16 protein-coding genes are annotated in these 18977 nt (G+C 43.2%); 6 read left to right on the forward strand and 10 right to left on the reverse strand.

Annotation, left to right across the window (positions count from 1 at the left end; translation table 11 throughout):
- Positions 1-91: 91 nt before the first annotated feature.
- Positions 92-1489 carry a peptide MFS transporter gene (locus BCU75_RS23765; protein ID WP_076674327.1) on the reverse strand — a complete coding sequence of 466 codons (1398 nt, stop codon included), beginning with the start codon at positions 1487-1489 and terminating at the stop codon, positions 92-94.
- Positions 1490-1991: 502 nt separating this feature from the next.
- Here BCU75_RS23765 and rfaH point away from each other — a divergent pair.
- On the forward strand, positions 1992-2498 hold the full coding sequence (gene rfaH / locus BCU75_RS23770) for a transcription/translation regulatory transformer protein RfaH (protein ID WP_076674329.1): 507 nt from the start codon (positions 1992-1994) through the stop codon (positions 2496-2498).
- A gap of 90 nt (positions 2499-2588) precedes the next feature.
- On the opposite strand, the gene asnB is transcribed toward rfaH, so the two are convergent.
- The 4 genes from asnB to nagA form a co-directional block, all read right to left on the reverse strand.
- Entirely contained in the window at positions 2589-4259 is a 1671-nt protein-coding gene (gene asnB, locus BCU75_RS23775) for an asparagine synthase B (RefSeq protein ID WP_076674330.1), read from the reverse strand.
- A 234-nt stretch (positions 4260-4493) separates the two neighbouring features.
- Positions 4494-6080: a cation:proton antiporter family protein gene (locus BCU75_RS23780; protein ID WP_102475268.1), complete on the reverse strand. Its 1587-nt coding sequence runs from the start codon at positions 6078-6080 to the stop codon at positions 4494-4496.
- An 84-nt stretch (positions 6081-6164) separates the two neighbouring features.
- Entirely contained in the window at positions 6165-7379 is a 1215-nt protein-coding gene (nagC, locus tag BCU75_RS23785; protein WP_076674333.1) for a DNA-binding transcriptional regulator NagC, read from the reverse strand.
- Positions 7380-7381: 2 nt separating this feature from the next.
- The gene (nagA, locus tag BCU75_RS23790) at positions 7382-8518 is read right to left on the reverse strand and encodes an N-acetylglucosamine-6-phosphate deacetylase (protein WP_102475269.1); all 1137 of its coding nucleotides are present in this window, start codon (positions 8516-8518) and stop codon (positions 7382-7384) included.
- Between the two features lie 475 nt (positions 8519-8993).
- Here nagA and nagE point away from each other — a divergent pair, with 475 nt between their 5' ends.
- Together nagE and glnS are read left to right on the forward strand one after the other, a co-directional pair.
- Positions 8994-10553: an N-acetylglucosamine-specific PTS transporter subunit IIBC gene (gene nagE, locus BCU75_RS23795; RefSeq protein ID WP_102464427.1), complete on the forward strand. Its 1560-nt coding sequence runs from the start codon at positions 8994-8996 to the stop codon at positions 10551-10553.
- A 302-nt stretch (positions 10554-10855) separates the two neighbouring features.
- A complete protein-coding gene (gene glnS / locus BCU75_RS23800) occupies positions 10856-12523 on the forward strand; it encodes a glutamine--tRNA ligase (protein ID WP_102475270.1) in 1668 nt (555 codons plus the stop codon).
- 199 nt (positions 12524-12722) lie between these two features.
- On the opposite strand, the gene fcrX is transcribed toward glnS, so the two are convergent.
- The gene (fcrX, locus tag BCU75_RS23805) at positions 12723-13172 is read right to left on the reverse strand and encodes a ferric iron uptake transcriptional regulator FcrX (RefSeq protein WP_102475271.1); all 450 of its coding nucleotides are present in this window, start codon (positions 13170-13172) and stop codon (positions 12723-12725) included.
- Between the two features lie 207 nt (positions 13173-13379).
- On the opposite strand from fcrX, the gene BCU75_RS23810 reads away from it, so the two are divergent.
- Complete coding sequence (locus BCU75_RS23810; RefSeq protein ID WP_102475272.1) at positions 13380-13886, forward strand: DUF4442 domain-containing protein; 507 nt, start codon at positions 13380-13382, stop codon at positions 13884-13886.
- Positions 13887-13981: 95 nt separating this feature from the next.
- Here the strand turns inward: BCU75_RS23810 and fldA are convergent, their stop codons facing one another.
- The 3 genes from fldA to BCU75_RS23825 all read right to left on the reverse strand — a co-directional run bounded on the left by fldA (position 13982) and on the right by BCU75_RS23825 (position 15661).
- Positions 13982-14515, reverse strand: coding sequence for a flavodoxin FldA (fldA, locus tag BCU75_RS23815; protein WP_009847329.1), 534 nt, complete (start codon positions 14513-14515; stop codon positions 13982-13984).
- Between the two features lie 57 nt (positions 14516-14572).
- Positions 14573-14791, reverse strand: a complete 219-nt coding sequence (locus BCU75_RS23820; RefSeq protein WP_017106123.1) for a DUF2788 domain-containing protein — start codon at positions 14789-14791, stop codon at positions 14573-14575.
- Between the two features lie 108 nt (positions 14792-14899).
- Positions 14900-15661, reverse strand: a complete 762-nt coding sequence (locus BCU75_RS23825; RefSeq protein WP_102464429.1) for an alpha/beta fold hydrolase — start codon at positions 15659-15661, stop codon at positions 14900-14902.
- 93 nt (positions 15662-15754) lie between these two features.
- Between BCU75_RS23825 and seqA the strand changes: the two genes are divergently transcribed.
- Together seqA and pgm are read left to right on the forward strand one after the other, a co-directional pair.
- A complete protein-coding gene (seqA, locus tag BCU75_RS23830; RefSeq protein WP_004734221.1) occupies positions 15755-16294 on the forward strand; it encodes a replication initiation negative regulator SeqA in 540 nt (179 codons plus the stop codon).
- A 92-nt stretch (positions 16295-16386) separates the two neighbouring features.
- The gene (gene pgm, locus BCU75_RS23835) at positions 16387-18033 is read left to right on the forward strand and encodes a phosphoglucomutase (alpha-D-glucose-1,6-bisphosphate-dependent) (protein WP_102464431.1); all 1647 of its coding nucleotides are present in this window, start codon (positions 16387-16389) and stop codon (positions 18031-18033) included.
- 139 nt (positions 18034-18172) lie between these two features.
- Here the strand turns inward: pgm and BCU75_RS23840 are convergent, their stop codons facing one another.
- Positions 18173-18931 carry a DUF1853 family protein gene (locus tag BCU75_RS23840; RefSeq protein ID WP_102475273.1) on the reverse strand — a complete coding sequence of 253 codons (759 nt, stop codon included), beginning with the start codon at positions 18929-18931 and terminating at the stop codon, positions 18173-18175.
- Between the last annotated feature and the right edge of the window lie 46 nt (positions 18932-18977).

Genomic DNA, 18977 nt, shown 5'->3' on the forward strand with positions numbered 1-18977 from the left:
TGCTGTGTAGATTTTACAATCAATAAAAAGGGCAGCTCATTGAGCTGCCCTTTTTTGATCTTGATATTTCTTACTTAAACAGATTTAGACATTAAGCAACAGAAGTTTCTGTAGCTTGGTCTGCTTTTGGTTCTGATTCAAGCATCATGTTGGTTTCTACACCGTGCATCCATGATACGAGTTTACCAGCGCATAGCAGCAGTAATATGCCACTAATCGTTGCGGTAATCGCAATGCCACTGAAGATAGACATTGCGCCAAGCTCACCAACGTGTGAACCCACAAGGCCAGCTACGTAGTTTGCAATAGCGTTGAAACCAAACCATGCACCCATCATTAACGATGCTAGACGAAGCGGAGCTAACTTAGTGACCAACGACAGGCCAATAGGAGATAGACAAAGCTCACCAAGGGTGTGGAAGAAGAAAGCACCCACAAGCCATAGCATTGATGTTTTCACTGTTAGGTCGCCGCCTTGCTCCATTACTGCGCCCATCATGCAGACAAAACCTAGAGCTAAGAAGAATAAAGCCATCGCAAATTTCACTGGAGAGTTTGGTTCGCGCTTACCAAGCTTGACCCAAAATGCCGCAATGATAGGTGCGAGAGTAATGATAAAGAATGGGTTGAGAGATTGGAACCATGCAGCCGGAACTTCAAAACCACCAACCATACGGTCAGTATATTGTTGAGTGTAGATGTTCATCAGACCGCCAGCTTGCTCAAAGCCTGCCCAGAAAACAATCACGAACAGACCCATAACCAGAATAACTTTTAGTCTGTCGAACTCTTCTTTAGTCAGTGGTGTTTTCTCTTTAGATTTGTTCAATGCCCTTGCTCTCGCAGCCGCTGGCACTGAACCAATGTTACCTAACCAAGATTGAGCCATTGTCATTTGCATGATCAAGCTAATAACCATACCAATACCGGCGGCTAGGAAGCCTGCTTTCCAGCCGAAAGATTCGACTGCAGCACCTGAAATTAAGCCACCCAGTAGTGCACCTAAGTTGATGCCCATGTAGAAAATGGTGAAAGCGCCGTCACGTCGATTATCGCCTTCTTGGTATAGGTCGCCAACCATGGTCGAGATGTTTGGTTTAAACATACCATTACCACTGATAAGCAGTGCTAAACCAAGGTAAAGAGCGTTCACTTGGTCTAAGCCAATAAAGCCGTTAGGTAAAGCCAGTGTAAATTGACCTAGTGCCATTAATAGGCCACCGATCAGAATCGATTTACGTTGTCCTAGGTAGTTATCGGCAATCCAGCCACCAATCAATGGTGTGATATAGACTAAACCTGTGTAGATACCATAAAGATCGAGGGCATCTTTTGTTGACCAACCAAGACCACCATTGATAGTGGTATCGGTAAGAAATAAAACAAGAATTGCACGCATTGCATAATAGGAGAAACGTTCCCATAGCTCGGTGCTAAAGAGTAGAAATAGGCCTCTGGGGTGGCCAAAGATGTTGTGATTGCTTGGCATAAGTTTTACTAATTTTAGGTATTAAAAGATTTTATAGTTACTCATGTATACACAGTAGGATAAAAATCTGCAATAGGTGTATTTTATGGTTACGATAACTGAGTTTTGTTAAGTTATTGATATTAAAACTCTTTGTTTTTGATGTTGACCATTTGGAGTGTGCTGCAAACTAACTTTCCAGATTTGAGCTGGTTGGTAAATGAGCTTTTTTAAAGCAGCATTGAATAAAAATGCTTAGATGCATTTATCTGGTGTATTGGTTTTAGGTTAAATAGGATGGAATCCTCATTACAGGTGGCGTACATATGCTTACAACAATGAGCCTTTTTATCTCTAAATGATCTCTGTACAATGCTTAACCAAGTTCAGCTCCTATAACTTTTTGTTGATAAATTGGTCTACTACGCAATATTTCTTGCTCGTAACGATTCATTTTATTAATGGCGATTCAACCGTTTTAGGCATGTGGTAAAATATCTAAAAATAGAAAATGGCTAGTTAAATGAAACGTTGGTATTTACTTTACTGTAAGCGTGGTGATCAAAAACGCGCTCAACAGCACCTAGAAAATCAGGGGGTAGAGTGCTTTTACCCTCAAATAGAAGTCGAAAAGGTAGTGAGAGGGAAAGAGAAACAGGTCAAAGAACCACTGTTCCCGTCTTACATTTTTGTTCGCTTTGATTATGAGCAAGGCCCTAGCTTTACGACAGTTCGTTCGACCCGTGGCGTTGTGGATTTTATTAAGTTCGGTGCAAGACCACATGAGGTTCAAGGAGACTTGGTTTTTGAACTCAAAGAGTTCGAGAAGTACTGCACTAACGAAGTTGAAGATTGTTGTGTTGAGTTTGAATCTGGGCAGGTGGTTAAGATTCAAAGTGGCCAGTTTGCTGGGGTTGAGGCTATTTTCCATCAGAAAGATGGTGAAGCTCGATCTATTATGCTAGTAAAAATGATCAGCCAAGTGGTTCCGATCAGTATTGAAAATGAAGCACTACAAGCTCACGCATAAATGCAGCAATACAAAGCAAAAAAACAGGCTTAAAAAAAAAGGCGCATCATGCGCCTTTTTTAGTCTTTAATAAGGTTTGTTCAAAACGCGTTAAGCGTTGTAGGCATCGTTGTGAACGGCTTGTACTGCACGACCTGATGGGTCGACACAGTTTTTGAATGACTCATCCCACTCAATCGCTTTCGCTGATGAACAAGCAACTGAAGGTCCACCAGGTACACACTCTGCCGCTGACTCTAGAGGGAATAGCTCCTCAAAGATTTCACGGTAAGCATAACCTTCTTTGGTTGTTGGCGTGTTGTAAGGGAAACGGAACTTAGCAGCTTCCATTTGTTGATCCGTTACTTTTTCTTCAGCCGTTGCTTTCAATGTGTCAATCCAGTCGTAGCCAACACCATCAGAGAACTGCTCTTTTTGGCGCCATGCGATTGAATCTGGCAGGTAGTCTTCAAAACACTCACGTAGGATGTGTTTTTCCATCTTACCGTTGCCACACATCTTGTCTTCAGGGTTCAGACGCATAGCGACATCGATAAACTCTTTGTCCAAGAATGGTACTCGGCCTTCTACACCCCATGCCGCTAGTGATTTGTTCGCACGAGCACAATCAAACATGCTTAGAGCAAGAAGTTTACGCACCGTTTCTTCGTGGAACTCTTTCGCGTTTGGTGCTTTGTGGAAGTACAGGTAACCACCGAAGATTTCATCAGCGCCCTCACCAGACAGTACCATTTTGATACCCATTGCCTTGATCTTACGAGCAAGCAAGTACATCGGCGTTGAAGCACGGATGGTCGTTACATCATAAGTTTCAATGTGGTAAATAACATCACGGATTGCGTCTAGGCCTTCCTGAATGGTGTAAGTCATCTCGTGGTGTACTGTACCGATTTTATCAGCGACTTCACGAGCAGCAATCAGATCAGGCGCATTTTCTAGACCTACTGCGAATGAGTGTAGTTGTGGCCACCAAGCTTCTGATTGCTCATCATCTTCGATACGCATTGCAGCAAAACGTTTAGCGACTGCTGAAGTGATCGAAGAATCAAGACCACCAGATAGAAGTACACCATAAGGCACATCAGTCATTAGTTGGCGTTTAACTGCAGCTTCTAGCGCTTCAGTTAGTTCTTCTTTACTTGTGCTGTTACCTTGTACCGCAGCGTATTCGTTCCAATCGCGGATGTAGTAACGTTGAGGCTCTGCATCTTTCGAAGAGTAGAAACTACCAGGAGGGAACTCGCTAATAGTCTTACATACTTCAACGAGTGCTTTCATCTCTGAAGCAACGTAGTAGTTACCGTGTGCATCGTAGCCTTGGTAAAGCGGAATGATACCAATATGGTCGCGGCCGACTAGGTACTCGTCTTTCTCTTCGTCGTATAAAACGAATGCGAAAATACCGTTAAGTTCTTCTAGAAGGTCCGCGCCCATTTCTTGGTATAGAGCTAGGATAACTTCACAGTCAGAATCAGTCTGGAACTGGTACTTATCTTCATAGCGTGCACGAAGTTCTTTGTGGTTATAAATTTCGCCGTTCACCGCAAGAATGTGCTTTTTATCTTGGCTGTATAGTGGTTGTGCACCACTGTTAAGACCAACGATAGCCAAACGCTCGTGAGCAAGAATGGCTTTTTCACCGGCATAGATACCAGACCAATCTGGGCCACGGTGACGAAGCTTTTTAGACATTTCTAAAGCAATAGGGCGAAGTGCTGCGGCATCACTTTTAATGTCGAGAATGCCAAATACTGAACACATAGAACTTCCTTTTAAATAATTTCTAAATCAACTGTATTCAATTTGCCATTCTGGCTAAAAAAAGCAACCGAATGTGAGCAAAAAAATAATATAAAGGGACTTCTGTTAGAAATTATCTAATTTTAAGGTTGTTTTGGTGAGTGGTGTCTAATTACGGTTGGTTTTTTAAACAAAAACCTCTCAAAAGAGCAAAAGAACAGCAATTTTGAGAGGTTAATCAGCAAATGTTTAGGACTAGATTTTACTGATGTTTGGGTTTAGCTGCTCACAAACGTGGCGAGCAAAACCGCTACCGGCTTCGCTATAAATGTTAAAAGCAGCATCGACACCGTTTTCTTTTAATGTTTCTAGTTGATCTGGGTATTCAGCAATCGCGGCAATTTGGCCTTTAAAGTTACGCGACTTTAATTGCTCTAAAGCGGTTTGATTACCTTGGTGGTGAGGCATAGCCAAGATCACTAACTTCACGTTTGCTGTATCTAAGATACGCTCCCAGAAATCTGGGTCAGTGGCATCGCCAGAAATAACGTTTCTTCCATGGCTTCTGTGGTTATGTGCCGCGTCTTCGCGAACTTCGACACCTAAACTCACTTTACCGTAGCGTGAACGTAGCTCGTCGTATGCACCAGTACCAATACGGCCCATACCAAGAATAAGCACTTGAGCACGACCTGGATCAATTCGTTTGTCGCGTTGGTGGAGCTTCTCAGCAGCGTGCTCTTTTAGCCACTTACCCGATTGTTGATAAAGTTTGTGGCCCGCTTTGTTTAGAGGCGCTGCGATTAAGAACGAGAGTGACACTGCAATCGCTACTGCAACCAAGATGTCACCAGACATCCAACCCATCTTAAAGGCAAGGCCGCCAACGATGAGGCCAAATTCACTGTAGTTAAACAATGATAGAGAGGCGAGTAGAGAGGTCCGAACACGGAATTTGAAGCGATTGAGTACCAAGAAGTAAAGCACGCCTTTCACTGGCAGCAACAACAAGAATAAAATGGCGAGCATAAAGCCTTGAATAGTCGGTTGCTCGGATAATCCAATATTCAAAAAGAAGCAGACAAGGAAAAGCTCTTTGAGGTTAAACAGCGATTTCGACAGCTCTGAAGCTTTTGGGTGACCTGCTAGCAACATACCTAAGATCAGAGCGCCTAGGTCGGGTTTAACCCCTACAAATTGGAACAAGCCTGCACCGACGACCAATGCGAAGAAAATGCCGAACAGCACCAACATCTCGCCGTGACCAACCCAATCGAGGACTTTGTAGAACAACGGACGACAGAATGGCAAAGCGAACAGTGCGATGGCGTACCATTCTGGGATCTTGCCTGTCGATGCGGTTAAAAATACCACGGCAAAGATGTCTTGCATGACCAGAATGCCAATCGCTAGCGTGCCATAGGTTGCATTCATTTCCCCTTTTTCTTGCAGAGATTTGACCGCGAATACAGTGCTAGAGAATGAGAGGGCAAAACCGAGAAGGACGATCTGTTCCATCGACATAGCTGCAAGCGATGAAATACCTAGGAATTTAAAACCAAACAGCGCGACGGCAAAAAACAGAGTAGATAAAAGGTTGTGGATTGTTGCGCCAGCCCAGATCTCTTTAGAGAGTAGGGTTTTGATATCGAGCTTTAAGCCAATCGTAAATAGAAGTAGGGTAACACCAAGGTCAGCCAAGGTAATGATGGTGTCATTGGTTTCAAAACCCAGAGCAAAGAGCCCAAAGCCTGCGACCAAAAAGCCAACCAATGGGGGAAGGTGACACTTTAAAGCAATAAATCCTGCGATAAACGCAGTGGATATTAATATAAGTTCCATAACTTGTAGTAGTAGTTCCCTAGCTTAAAAAAACGGGCCGTGTTTATACAAACACGGCCCGCGGAAAATCAGAGTTGTTTTTCTTTAGTCTTCAAGAAGCTTTTGAAGTAACACACCATTGAGCATGGCGCGCTTAATCATGGCAAAAGCTCCCATCGTAGGATGTTTATCGATCTGTGATGCTACAATAGGCAGGCCGCTATGGAAAGCCGTTAACGACTGATTCTCTACATTGCGCTTAATTGCAGGGAAAACAATCTCTTGTGCCTTTGTAATATCACCAGCAATGATCACTTTCTGAGGGTTAAACAAATTAATCGTCATTGCGATAGCTTTACCCAGTTGATTGCCCACTCGAACTAAACTCTGCTTGGCAAGTTCGTCGCCATTGATAGCATGGTCACATACATCTTGAATGGTAATGTGTTCAATCTCTGTTAGAGACGACTCATAGCCTTGCTTAATTAATTTTTGGACACGATCAACAATGGCAGGGTTCGCAGCTACGGTTTCAAGACAACCGAAATTACCGCATTGGCATTGTTCGCCAAGTGGATCTATTTGGATATGACCAATTTCACCTACGTTGCGGTTGTGGCCAAGGAAAACCTGACCATTCACAATAATACCAGCACCAGTACCACGGTGGACACTAACCAAAATAGAATCTTGGCTGTCTTTACTTGCCCCGAAGTAGTGCTCAGCAAGTGCCATTCCGCGAACGTCATTACCAACAAAGCAAGCAACATGGAATGTGTCGCGAATAATGTCGCTTAACGCAAGGTTATCGATGTCTGTATTTGGCATGTACTCAACGACACCTGTCGTTGGGTTAACCAAGCCAGGGAGGGTGATCCCAATGGCAATCAGCTGGTCGATCTTTGATTGGTGTTCAGCAATGAAAGCCTTCAAGTTATTGACCAAGCCTTGGGTGAGGTCTGATTGGTCTGAGTAATTCAGGTCTTGCTGTTGGAAAGCCAACTCACGACCGCCAAGGTCATGCAGGCTTATTTGAATGTAGTCTCGGCCCAAGCGCACAGCGACAGAGTGAAAGGGCTCTACTTCTGTGGTTAGGGAGATCGCGCGTCTACCGCCAGTAGACGCTTGCTGCGCAACCTCTTTAATTAGGCCGCGCTCTAAAAGTTGGCGGGTAATTTTTGTAACACTTGCCGGTGCGAGTTGGCTTACATCAGCCACTTGTATACGACTGATAGGCCCTTGTTGGTCTATTAGTCGGTATACTGCCGCACTGTTTAGTTGTTTAACTAAGTCTACGTTACCTATTTGTCCGCCATTCATACTTAATTGTGCTCGTATTGTCCGTTAACAACAGTCGCTTTAACGTTAAAGTCTCGGTCAAATACAGCTAGGTTTGCAACCATACCTTTTTTGATTCGACCTAGCTTACTTTCTACACCGATAGCCGTAGCTGGGTATAGCGTAGCCATGCGGAGAGCTTCGTCTAAAGCGATACCAGCGTGCTCAACTGTATTCTGAACTGCTTCAATCATAGTCAGAGCTGAGCCGCCCAGTGTGCCGTTTTCATCAACACACTTACCATCACGGTAATATACTTTCTTACCGACAAAAATAAAGTATTCCATGTTAGCACCTGCAGGAGCTGTGGCGTCCGTCACTAATACCAACTTTTCTCCCTTGATTTTATGCGCAATTCTGATGTTTGCGTAATCAACGTGGAAGCCATCGGCAATAATGCCAGCATAAACATCAGGAGTATCGTAAATCGCACCAACAACGCCAGGCTCACGACCAACCATAGGAGTCATTGCATTAAACAGATGAGTGGCGAAAGTGATTCCTGATTCGAAACCTTGACGAGCTTCTGCGTACGTCGCATTAGTGTGGCCAATCGAAACAACCACACCGGCTTTGCGTAGACGCTCAATATGCTCTGGGTCGTTGAGTTCTGGAGCCAATGTTACTTTTGCAACAAGATCATTGTTCTTACAGATAAGTTCAATCATTTCGTTGTCAGATTTACGAATGTGATCGACGCTGTGAATGCCTTTTTTCGCAACGTTTAAGTATGGACCTTCAAGGTGTAGGCCTAGAGATTGGTTTTGATATTGGTTGTGGTATTCACGAGCTGCAGCAATAACCTCACGCATATCTTCGTCAGAAGAAGTGATTAGCGTTGGCAAGAAGCTAGTACAGCCAGATTTAAGGTTTGCTTTGTGCATGATCTGCATTGTGTCTGCAGTGATCTCATCGTTAAGCATTACACCGCCACAACCATTCAATTGTAGGTCAATGAAGCCTGGGCTTAGGTTTGCTCCGTTTAGGTCGAGAACCTCGATTCTTTCTGGTAATTCAGAGATAGGACAGACTTTTTTGATCAGTTCGTTTTCGATTACAACAGCATGATCGGATAGAACATCACTACCAGTGTAAATTTTACAGTTACTTAGCGCGTACATAGTCAGCTAATCCTTATTTCGTGAGATCTTTAAAATTTATTCGTTACCTAAATGTGGACTTAGTTTGCGAGCATCATTTACGTAACGATTTATCTTTTATGGGCAAACGGCTTTAAAATGTAAAGCAATTTAAGTTGTTGAAAAATATATGAACAATTAGTTTTTTATATACATTTAGGCTCATTGTTAATGATTGTTTGTTGGGCAGTGTAAACCCAGGGATACCATCATTTTTCCTAATGATTAAGTTTGGATTTTATCTATAAATGTTCATTCTTTTGAATGATAAAATAAGTTTTATGATCTCGCTAGCAAAAACCTCTGGATTTGGTAAAAACTGGTGATTACGATCACAAATGGTAAGGTTTTAATTTGCGGAGCAAAATTAATTGAATACACTGAATAGGACTAAATTGAGCGACTAAAATAAGTTTCTCAAACGAATTCTAAAAAATCCTATAGGGGGAAACAACTGGTGAATATTCTAGGATATGCACAGAAGCTTGGTAAGGCGTTAATGCTACCAATCGCAACGCTTCCGATTGCGGCGCTTCTTTTACGTTTAGGTCAAGGCGATCTACTTGATATTCCATTCATGGCAGAAGCTGGTGGTGCTATTTTCGGTAACCTACCATTGCTATTTGGTCTCGGTATCGCGATTGGTCTTTCTAAAGACGGTAACGGCGCAGCGGGTCTTGCTGGTGCAGTTGCTTACTTCGTACTAACAGCGACAGCAACGACAATTAACGCAGACGTTAACATGTCATTCTTCGGCGGTATCTTCGCAGGTATTATCGCAGGTCACTCTTACAACGCTTTCCATGCTACACGCCTTCCTGAGTGGCTGGCCTTCTTTGCGGGTAAACGTTTAGTCCCTATCATGGCTGGTCTATTTGCACTTGTTGCAGGTGCTGTGTCTGGTGTGGTTTGGCCTGGTGTTCAATCTGGTCTAGATTCACTAGCTCACGCAGTATCAACGTCTGGCGCTGTCGGTCAATTCGTTTACGGTACTCTTAACCGTGCACTGATCCCTGTAGGTCTACACCACGTGTTGAACTCATACTTCTGGTTCGGTATGGGTACGTGTCAAGAAATCATCGTTGCTGGTCAAGGCGCATTCGCTAACATCACTCAACTTTGTGTTGACCCTGCACTGGCTAAAACTTTAGTTGTTGGTCAAGAGCATACATTTACATTCGCTAACTCAGTAACTCCAGAAATTACTACTGTAGTTAAAGAAGTGACTGAAACAGTTAAATCTGGCGACCTACACCGTTTCTTCGGTGGTGATAAAGGCGCTGGCGTATTCATGAACGGTTTCTTCCCAGTAATGATGTTCGGTCTACCAGGTGCAGCACTTGCAATGTACCTAGCCGCTCCTGCTGAAAAACGCAGCCAAGTTGGTGGCGCATTGTTCTCTGTTGCATTCTGTTCATTCCTAACAGGTATCACAGAGCCGCTAGAATTCATGTTCGTATTCCTAGCTCCTGCTCTATACGCAATGCACGCTGTATTTACTGGTCTGTCTCTAGTTGTTGCTAACATGTTTGGTACTCTGCACGGTTTCGGTTTCTCTGCTGGTCTTATCGACTTCGTATTGAACTGGGGTCTAGCAACTAAACCATTCACTCTGCTATTGATTGGCTTAGCATTCGGTGCTCTATACTTCTTCACTTTCTCTTTCGCAATCCGCGCTTTCAACTTGAAATCGCCAGGTCGTGAAGATGATGATGAAGCTGTAGCGGCTCCTGCTGGCGACGCACCAAAAGGTGAAGTTGCTCGTCAATACCTGAAAGCTCTAGGTGGTCACGAAAACCTGACTTCAATCGATGCTTGTATCACTCGTCTACGTCTAACTCTTAAAGACCGCTCTATCGCTGATGAAGTTGTTCTTAAGAAACTTGGCGCTAAAGGTGTGGTTAAACTAGGTGAGAATAACCTACAGGTTATCCTTGGCCCATTAGCTGAAATCGTCGCTGGCGAAATGAAAGCTATCGGTGCAGGTGAAGACCTATCTGATGTAAAACTTCCATAGTAAGGGAAGTACTTATTAAGACGTAACAACGGCTCTTAAGTAAGTTTCAAATTGAAAGCCTCCCACACGGGAGGCTTTTTTGTACTTGTCATTTAGAGTCAGTGAGCAAGGTTCGTTCTATTCTTCATCGAATAGCGGAAATAATCACAATTAACTGATGGTTCTTATTGTGCAAAGGCGAAGAATTGTGGATGATTAGTAACAATGATCTTTCTATCTTTGACCGGCAGCAAAAGCGGCCTTTGTCTCGGATATGAAAGATAACTTTCTCTGACAATACTAAATACATAGAGGTGCTATAGATGAGTGAAGCTGAGGCTCGTCCATCGAATTTCATTCGCCAAATTATCGATAAAGATTTAGCGGATGGTACACACAGTAGCGTGCATACTCGTTTCCCGCCGGAGCCAAATGGCTACCTGCACATTGGTCACGCTAAATCTATTTGCTTGAACTTTGGTATTGCTCAGGACTACCAGGGACAATGTAATCTTCGTTTCGATGATACAAACCCTGAAAAAGAAGACGTTGAATACGTTGAGTCAATTAAGAATGATGTAAGCTGGTTAGGCTTCGAATGGTCTGGTGATATTTGTTACTCATCAAACTACTTCGATACGCTTTACGCTTATGCTGTGGAATTAATTAATAAAGGCTTAGCGTACGTTGACGAGCTAAGTCCTGATCAAATCCGTGAGTACCGTGGCACATTGAAAGAGCCTGGTAAAGCGAGCCCATATCGTGATCGCAGCCCTGAAGAAAACCTAGCGTTATTTGAAAAAATGCGTGACGGTGGCTTCGAAGAAGGCAAAGCATGTCTACGTGCTAAGATCGACATGAGCTCTTCATTCATGGTTATGCGCGATCCAGTTATCTACCGTGTTCGTTTTGCTCACCACCATCAGACTGCTGACAAGTGGTGCATTTACCCAATGTACGACTTCACTCATTGTATCTCTGATGCGCTAGAGGGCATTACGCACTCTATCTGTACTCTTGAATTCCAAGACAACCGTCGTTTGTATGACTGGGTTCTAGATAACATCACGATTGATTGCCAACCTCGTCAATACGAGTTTAGCCGTCTGAATCTTGAATACACTGTAATGTCGAAGCGTAAGCTGAACCAACTTGTGGTTGAAAACCTAGTTGAAGGTTGGGACGATCCACGTATGCCAACTATCTCTGGTCTACGTCGTCGCGGTTTCACTTCAAGCTCGATTCGCGAATTCTGTAAACGTATTGGTGTGACTAAGCAAGAGAACATGATTGAGTTCGGTTCACTTGAGTCTTGTATCCGTGATGATCTGAACGAAAATGCACCTCGTGCAATGGCTGTTCTTGATCCGATCAAGGTCGTGATTGAAAACTACGACGCTGATACAGTAGAAACACTGACAGTGGCAAACCACCCGAACAAGCCTGAAATGGGTACTCGTGAAGTTCCATTTACACGCGAAGTTTGGATTGAACGTGACGACTTCCGTGAAGAAGCAAACAAGAAGTACAAGCGTTTGGTTCTAGGTAAAGAAGTTCGCCTACGTGGTGCTTACGTGATCAAAGCTGAGCGTATCGAAAAAGATGCAGAAGGCAATATTACGACTATCTTCTGCTCTTACGACAATGAAACACTCGGTAAGAACCCTGCAGATGGCCGTAAAGTGAAAGGCGTTATCCACTGGGTATCGGCTGATAAAGCATTGCCTGCTGAGATTCGTTTGTACGATCGTCTATTCACTGTGGCAAACCCAGCCGCTGCTGATGATTTCGCTGCAACGCTTAACTCTGAGTCACTTGTTACGCTAAACGGTTTTGTTGAACCTAGCCTAGCCGAAGGTGTGGCAGAGCAAGCGTACCAGTTTGAACGTACAGGTTACTTCTGTGTAGATTCGAAAGACTCTAAAGCAGACGCGCTAGTATTCAACCGCACGGTTGGTCTACGAGATACTTGGGGTAAAACTGAGGCTTAATGGCTTTGTTTTCTATAGCTTAGAGCCCTAAAGCTTAGCGTCTTAAAGCTTAGTTTCTCAAGATATACTTAATAAAAAACCGGCCTAGAGCCGGTTTTTTTGTATCTGGATAAAATAACAAATTATGTGACAAGCTGATGTGAATCTTAATACCGCATGAGCCCAAATAAAAAACGCCGGCCTAAGCCAGCGTTCTGAGTTATTTCTTCGCTTTATGTGTGTCTGGGTTGCCTTTGCAATCCCCAGTGATGCTTTTACCATACAGATATAAACTGTGGTTAGTTAACTGTACGTTGTAGCGTTGAGCGATTTCTTTTTGTCTTTCTTCGATAAGATCATCAGAGAATTCGATAACTTCACCGCAGTCTAAACATACTAGGTGATCGTGGTGATGCTGTGTTGAAAGTTCAAATACAGACTTACCACCTTCAAAGTGGTGGCGAGTTACAATGCCAGCATCATCGAATTGGTTCAGTACGCGATAAACGGTCGCAAGACCGATCTCTTCACCTAAGTCGATCAGCTTTTTATATAAATCTTCAGCACTAATATGTTGGCAGTCTGGTTGTTGTAATACTTCTAAAATTTTGAGCCGTGGGAGGGTCACTTTAAGACCAGCATCTTTTAGCGCTTGATTATTGTCTGACATATACTTTCCTGTTGATGATCTGCAGCAATTAACAGAATTCAATATTAATACCATTATAGTTTAGTCAGGCATAACAATAAACCACGAACTTCAAAGGGTTACTCACTGACATCACAATCTGTTTTGTAAATTGGAAGTATCTCACTTATAGTGGAGGTACGACCAGTCAAGGTGGCGGTAATTCTAATATGAACATGGAATGTTGTTATGAATAAGCAACTTGCAAGAATATATAAACCAAGCATCGTAAAATTCGCTCTCAATATTTGGCCTCCTTTTTGGGGGGCGGGAATTAGAATAGCTCACATTAGCCCTGACTTTAGGGTTGTTAAGACGATACTAAAACTGCGCTGGTGGAATAAAAACGCCAATCGTACTCAATATGGTGGCAGTATCTTTTCTCTTACCGATCCAGTTTACTCTTTGATGTTAATGGGAATTCTAGGGGAGCGATATTATGTTTGGGATAAAGAAGCGAGTATTAACTTTATCAAACCGGGCCAATCCGACTTGTATGCAGATTTTGAGATAAGCCAAGGGCAACTGGACGATATCTATCGTCAGACACAGCTTGGTGAGAAGTGTCTCCCCGAATTTATTATCCACGTTAAAGATAAGCAGGGGAATGTAGTCTCAGAAATTCAGCGAACTCTATATGTTAGAAAGAAGCCACAATTTAGAGATGATGGCGAAGCATTAGAAGCTGAGTGTTGATTGATAAACTTTAAATAGCAAAAAACCTCCTATAAGGAGGTTTTTTCATATCTAATAACGGTCATTAATTGTAACAATTAACAATCGCTAGAGAATTAATCTTCTAGTTCTGCTAGGCACATTTCTTCGTGGATTTGTTTAACCCAGTTAGATACGCGCTCATCAGTTAGTTCTGGTTGACGGTCTTCATCGATACATAGACCAACAAATTGGCTGTCATCGCCTTCAACTAAACCTTTCGATGCTTCGAATTCGTAGCCTTCAGTTGATGTGTGACCTAGGATAGTACCGCCTTTCGCTTCAACGATGTCACGGATAGTACCCATAGCATCACAGAAGTATTCTGCGTAATCTTCTTGGTCGCCACAACCAAAGATAGCAACAAGCTTTGTTGAGAAATCAATAGCTTCTAGCTCAGGGAAAAAGTCATCCCAATCACATTGTGCTTCGCCGTAGTACCACGTAGGGATACCAAGCAGCAGTAGATCGAAGTTATCGATATCTTCTTTGCTGCTTTTTGCAATGTCTTGAACTTGAACGAGCTGCTTGCCCAATTGCTTTTGAATCATCTTAGCAACAGCTTCAGTGTTACCTGTATCGCTACCAAAGAAGAGACCTACACTTGCCATAGAATCATTACCTTTCATTTTGTCTGTTGTCGGTGTAATAAAGTTCGGAGGAAATCGTTAGATTCCAGTTCCTTCCCAGCTCAGTTGGATTATCCCTTTTGCGATAAAACCTGCGCAGCCAAGGAAAAGTACTAACCATACGATGCGACGACCAAATGCAGGAACATTTCCTTCCTTTAGAACGTCTTTAATTGCCATTCCGATTAGAAAGAAAATTGCGGCAAACAGAAGATCTAAACCAACAGATTCAATGATGTTCATGTAGTCGTAAAGCATGGGAACCTTATATACCAAATTTGCTTGGGCGCACTATATCACTCTTGTGAGATAAAGTTAATCTGCTGTGATTACACAGCTCTCATTTATATCGACTAATCAACCTATCTAAGCGATGAATTTTCTTATTGCACGAAGTACTTCGGCTGGCTTTTCTGCGTGTAACCAGTGCCCGGTGTTCGCTATAACATGTGCCTTTGCGTTGGAAAACTGCTGTTGAACGGCAGTTTGATGCTCAGCTGTGAGGTAATCTGAATTCCCACCTTTTACAAGCAAGGTTTTGACCGAGGTTTTCTCGATCGGTTCCCAACCAATAATTTGTGGATAGTTGCTCAATAGCGAAGCAACGTTGAAGCGCCACTCCATGATGCCTTGTTCGGTTTTGAATAAAGATTTGGTCAAGAACTGGCGAACCCCATCAATTTCGATATGTTTTGCGAGGATCTTAAGCGCGTCTGAGCGTGATGTCGGTTTTTCTTCTATCACGGCTTGTAGGCCTGCGAATACGTTGTCGTGACGACTTTGGGTGTACGCGACTGGTGCCATATCCAAGACAATCAATTTATGCAGCGTAAGATGTTGTGTCAGCGCCATTGCTACTTTGCCACCCATGGAGTGACCAATAACAGTGACATTATTTAACTCAAGATCATCCAGTAGTTGAGCCACATCTTGTGCCATTGTTTGATAACTGTGAGTGTCACTATGGAAGGATTGACCGTGGTTGCGTAGATCGATGCTAAGTACCTGGTGATCGGCTTTTAGATCCCTAGCCAGCAAGCCAAGGTTGTCGAGATTACCGAATAATCCATGGATCAAAACAATGGTGTGACCCGCACCTTCTAATTTATAGTTGAGCTGTACTGACATTTTTATCTTATTCATGGTGGGTTTGACGTAGAGTATCCGCGCGGATCTCGCTATAATCCCCCTGAGTTTAAACATTGAGATTGTGAAAAGCGAATGAAAACAATTGAGGTTGATGAGGACCTATACCGTTTTATTGCGGGTCAGACAGAACGTATTGGCGAAAGCGCTTCAGATATTCTGCGCCGCTTATTACAGGTTGATAGCCAAGGCATGGTTCCGATCGAAGAGATCGTTGAGCCAAAAGGTATCGTTGTTAGCAAAGAGGTAGGCTTTACTCCAGAGAAGTTCGATGGTGTTAAAGAAATGCGCTCACTACTAATATCAGACGAGTTTGCATCACTGAAGAAAGCCATTGATCGTTTCATGCTTGTGTTATCGACACTGCATAAAATCGACCCTTTAAGCTTTTCAGAAGCAACTCAAGTAAAAGGCCGCAAGCGTGTTTACTTTGCAGACAACGAAGAGACCTTGCTAGCAAACGGCAACACAACTAAGCCTAAAGCCATTCCACAAAGTCCTTTTTGGGTAATAACTAATAACAACACTAGCCGTAAAAGACAGATGGTTGAACAGCTTATGAGCCGCATGAGTTTCCAAGCAGAATTGATAGAAAAAGTAACAGGTTCAATTTAACGAAATCTGATTTAAACCTCATAATATCCATGGATAAGAAGATATTATGAGGTTTTTTTGTTTTTAAATTTTATATATAAGGATGTCGAAAAATGGCTATGCACCCTCGTGCTGGGCAGAAAGCTCAGCAGGAAGATCTTCATAATATCCCGGCTTTAGTTGCTAACTATTTCTTACAGCAACCGGATGCTACTAACCCAGACCACAAAGTACTGTTCGGTACTTCAGGTCACCGTGGTACAGCAGACAAATCAACATTTAATGAAAACCACATCCTAGCGATCGCACAAGCGGTTGCTGACGTTCGTGCTGAACAAGGTACAACAGGCCCACTTTTCTTAGGTAAAGATACTCATGCTCTCTCTGAGCCTGCGTTTTCTACCGTTATCGAAGTCCTTGTAGCGAACGGTGTTGAAGTTATTATTCAAGAAAACAATGGCTTTACTCCAACACCTGGTATCTCGCACGCGATCCTTACGCATAACCTAGTGAATGATAAAAAGGCCGACGGCATTGTTATCACGCCTTCGCATAACCCACCACAAGACGGTGGTATTAAATACAATCCGACACACGGTGGCCCTGCTGAAGCTGAGCTAACTCAAGCGATTGAAGATCGTGCGAATGTCATCATTGCTGAGCAAATGCAAGGTGTAAAGCGTACTCCTATCGCACAGGCTAAACAGTCTGAGCTAGTGAAAGAAGTTGATTTAGTTGCTCCTTACGTTGCTGACTTGGTTAATGTCGTTGATATGGAAGCGATCCAGAAAGCAAACATCAAGATTGGTGTTGATCCACTGGGTGGTAGCGGTATTGATTACTGGCGTCAAATTGGTAAAGCGTACAATCTAGATCTTACTCTGGTAAGTGAAGCGGTTGACCCTTCATTCCAATTTATGTCTTTAGATAAAGATGGCGTGGTTCGTATGGACTGTTCTTCTCCATACGCAATGGCAGGCTTACTGGCGCTTAAAGATGACTATCAACTAGCGTTTGGTAACGACCCGGATTACGATCGCCACGGTATTGTTACGCCAAAGGGCCTGATGAATCCAAACCACTTTCTAGCGGTTTGTATTGACTACCTATACCGTAACCGTGAAGGTTGGGGTAAAGACGTTGCAGTGGGTAAAACACTAGTATCAAGCGCACTAATCGACCGTGTTGTTGCTGACTTAGGTCGTGAACTTTGCGAAGTGCCAGTTGGATTCAAATGGTTCGTTGATGGCTTATACAACGGTCAATTTGGTTTCGGTGGCGAAGAGAGTGCGGGTGCATCTTTCTTACGTAAAGACGGAACGCCTTGGTCAACCGATAAAGATGGCCTAATTCTTTGCTTACTTGCGGCTGAGATCACAGCTGTAACAGGTAAGAACCCACAAGAATACTACGAAGAGCTTGCTGCTAAACACGGCGAATCTAAGTACAACCGTATTCAAGCGGTAGCAAATGGTGCACAAAAAGACGTGCTTAAGAAGCTATCTCCAGAGATGGTTTCTGCTGAAACACTTGCTGGTGATTCGATTACTGCTCGCTTAACGCATGCTCCAGGCAATGGCGCGGCGATTGGTGGCCTTAAAGTAACGACTGAGAACGGTTGGTTTGCTGCTCGTCCATCAGGTACAGAAGACATCTACAAGATCTACTGTGAAAGCTTTAAAGGTGAAGAGCATCTGAAAGCAATCGAAGCAGAAGCTCAAGAGATTGTTAACCAAGTATTTGCAGCTGCTGGCCTATAATCGAATACAGATTAGTAGTGTCATCAAGTAAATAATGAAAGGGGTTGATGTGAAAGCATCAGCCCTTTTATTTTATCAGTTTGTGGGTAAAGCGGTTAAGGCTAAGTGGTTGAATTACTGTGAAAATGAGTAGGTTATCCTATCCGTGTGGCCAACTTTGTGGCATTACAAACCAAAACTGCCCTGATTTGGTTTGTCCATGAACGAAGCGTTCACCAAACTCGGTTATAGGTTCACAGTTGAAGTCATCAGTGCCAGCTGACCATTGCTCTTTGGTGAGAGGGTAGAGCACATCAGTAATTAAATGGGCTTGGTTTTGATAGCACCAAAAACCGTTTACTTGACTTGAATTAATGTCGTAGCCCAAACATTCAGTCGGTATTTTTTGGTCTAAGAATGGGTTGGTATAGAGACGACCCTGCATGAGGAGATGTTTTGAGTCGACATCGATCTCTGGATATTGCTCAACAAAGGCTGCTGAAGAGGACATACCCAGTTGGTGGTCCAACATTCGATCGAGCTTCTTATCTAATTGGTCGTGAGAATTCGGACCAAACCATGTGTCTTCATGGAGTAGGTAAAACTTAATCGCCACTTCCCAATGTTGCAGCTTTTGGCTGCTCTCTTCTTCAAGAATAAAGTCGATAGCACCTAGTGTTCTACCTTCAACATTAATCTGAATCTCATCGTACTTGATTACATAATTATCCGAAGCACCGATGACTTGCTCACATAAGTGCTGGTAGAGGAAACCTAGCCTCGGATTACCGCTGTATGTATGTGATGCATCGATGGTATGAGGGCTTGAGAAGGCTCTGAGATCAGAAACGGGTGGTTTGATTTCCAGTAACGGTGGTGAGTCGATGACCCATTGGTAAAAACGTTGCAGTGCTGTCATCGGTTCCTCATAAACTTCAGTTATCTGTTCTTCATCAACAGATCAG

The organism is Vibrio splendidus (assembly GCF_002873455.1).
GTDB lineage: Bacteria > Pseudomonadota > Gammaproteobacteria > Enterobacterales > Vibrionaceae > Vibrio > Vibrio splendidus_J.

What these genes read in the sequence shown, in the direction of transcription:
- BCU75_RS23765 (WP_076674327.1), bottom strand. Translation starts at nt 1,489, where the DNA reads ATGCCAAGCAATCACAACATCTTTGGCCACCCCAGAGGCCTATTTCTA.
- BCU75_RS23825 (WP_102464429.1), bottom strand. Translation starts at nt 15,661, where the DNA reads ATGTCAGTACAGCTCAACTATAAATTAGAAGGTGCGGGTCACACCATT.
- BCU75_RS23840 (WP_102475273.1), bottom strand. Translation starts at nt 18,931, where the DNA reads ATGACAGCACTGCAACGTTTTTACCAATGGGTCATCGACTCACCACCG.
- asnB (WP_076674330.1), bottom strand. Translation starts at nt 4,259, where the DNA reads ATGTGTTCAGTATTTGGCATTCTCGACATTAAAAGTGATGCCGCAGCA.
- glnS (WP_102475270.1), top strand. Translation starts at nt 10,856, where the DNA reads ATGAGTGAAGCTGAGGCTCGTCCATCGAATTTCATTCGCCAAATTATC.
- pgm (WP_102464431.1), top strand. Translation starts at nt 16,387, where the DNA reads ATGGCTATGCACCCTCGTGCTGGGCAGAAAGCTCAGCAGGAAGATCTT.
- BCU75_RS23780 (WP_102475268.1), bottom strand. Translation starts at nt 6,080, where the DNA reads ATGGAACTTATATTAATATCCACTGCGTTTATCGCAGGATTTATTGCT.
- rfaH (WP_076674329.1), top strand. Translation starts at nt 1,992, where the DNA reads ATGAAACGTTGGTATTTACTTTACTGTAAGCGTGGTGATCAAAAACGC.
- nagA (WP_102475269.1), bottom strand. Translation starts at nt 8,518, where the DNA reads ATGTACGCGCTAAGTAACTGTAAAATTTACACTGGTAGTGATGTTCTA.
- fcrX (WP_102475271.1), bottom strand. Translation starts at nt 13,172, where the DNA reads ATGTCAGACAATAATCAAGCGCTAAAAGATGCTGGTCTTAAAGTGACC.
- seqA (WP_004734221.1), top strand. Translation starts at nt 15,755, where the DNA reads ATGAAAACAATTGAGGTTGATGAGGACCTATACCGTTTTATTGCGGGT.
- BCU75_RS23820 (WP_017106123.1), bottom strand. Translation starts at nt 14,791, where the DNA reads ATGCTTTACGACTACATGAACATCATTGAATCTGTTGGTTTAGATCTT.
- fldA (WP_009847329.1), bottom strand. Translation starts at nt 14,515, where the DNA reads ATGGCAAGTGTAGGTCTCTTCTTTGGTAGCGATACAGGTAACACTGAA.
- BCU75_RS23810 (WP_102475272.1), top strand. Translation starts at nt 13,380, where the DNA reads ATGAATAAGCAACTTGCAAGAATATATAAACCAAGCATCGTAAAATTC.
- nagC (WP_076674333.1), bottom strand. Translation starts at nt 7,379, where the DNA reads ATGAATGGCGGACAAATAGGTAACGTAGACTTAGTTAAACAACTAAAC.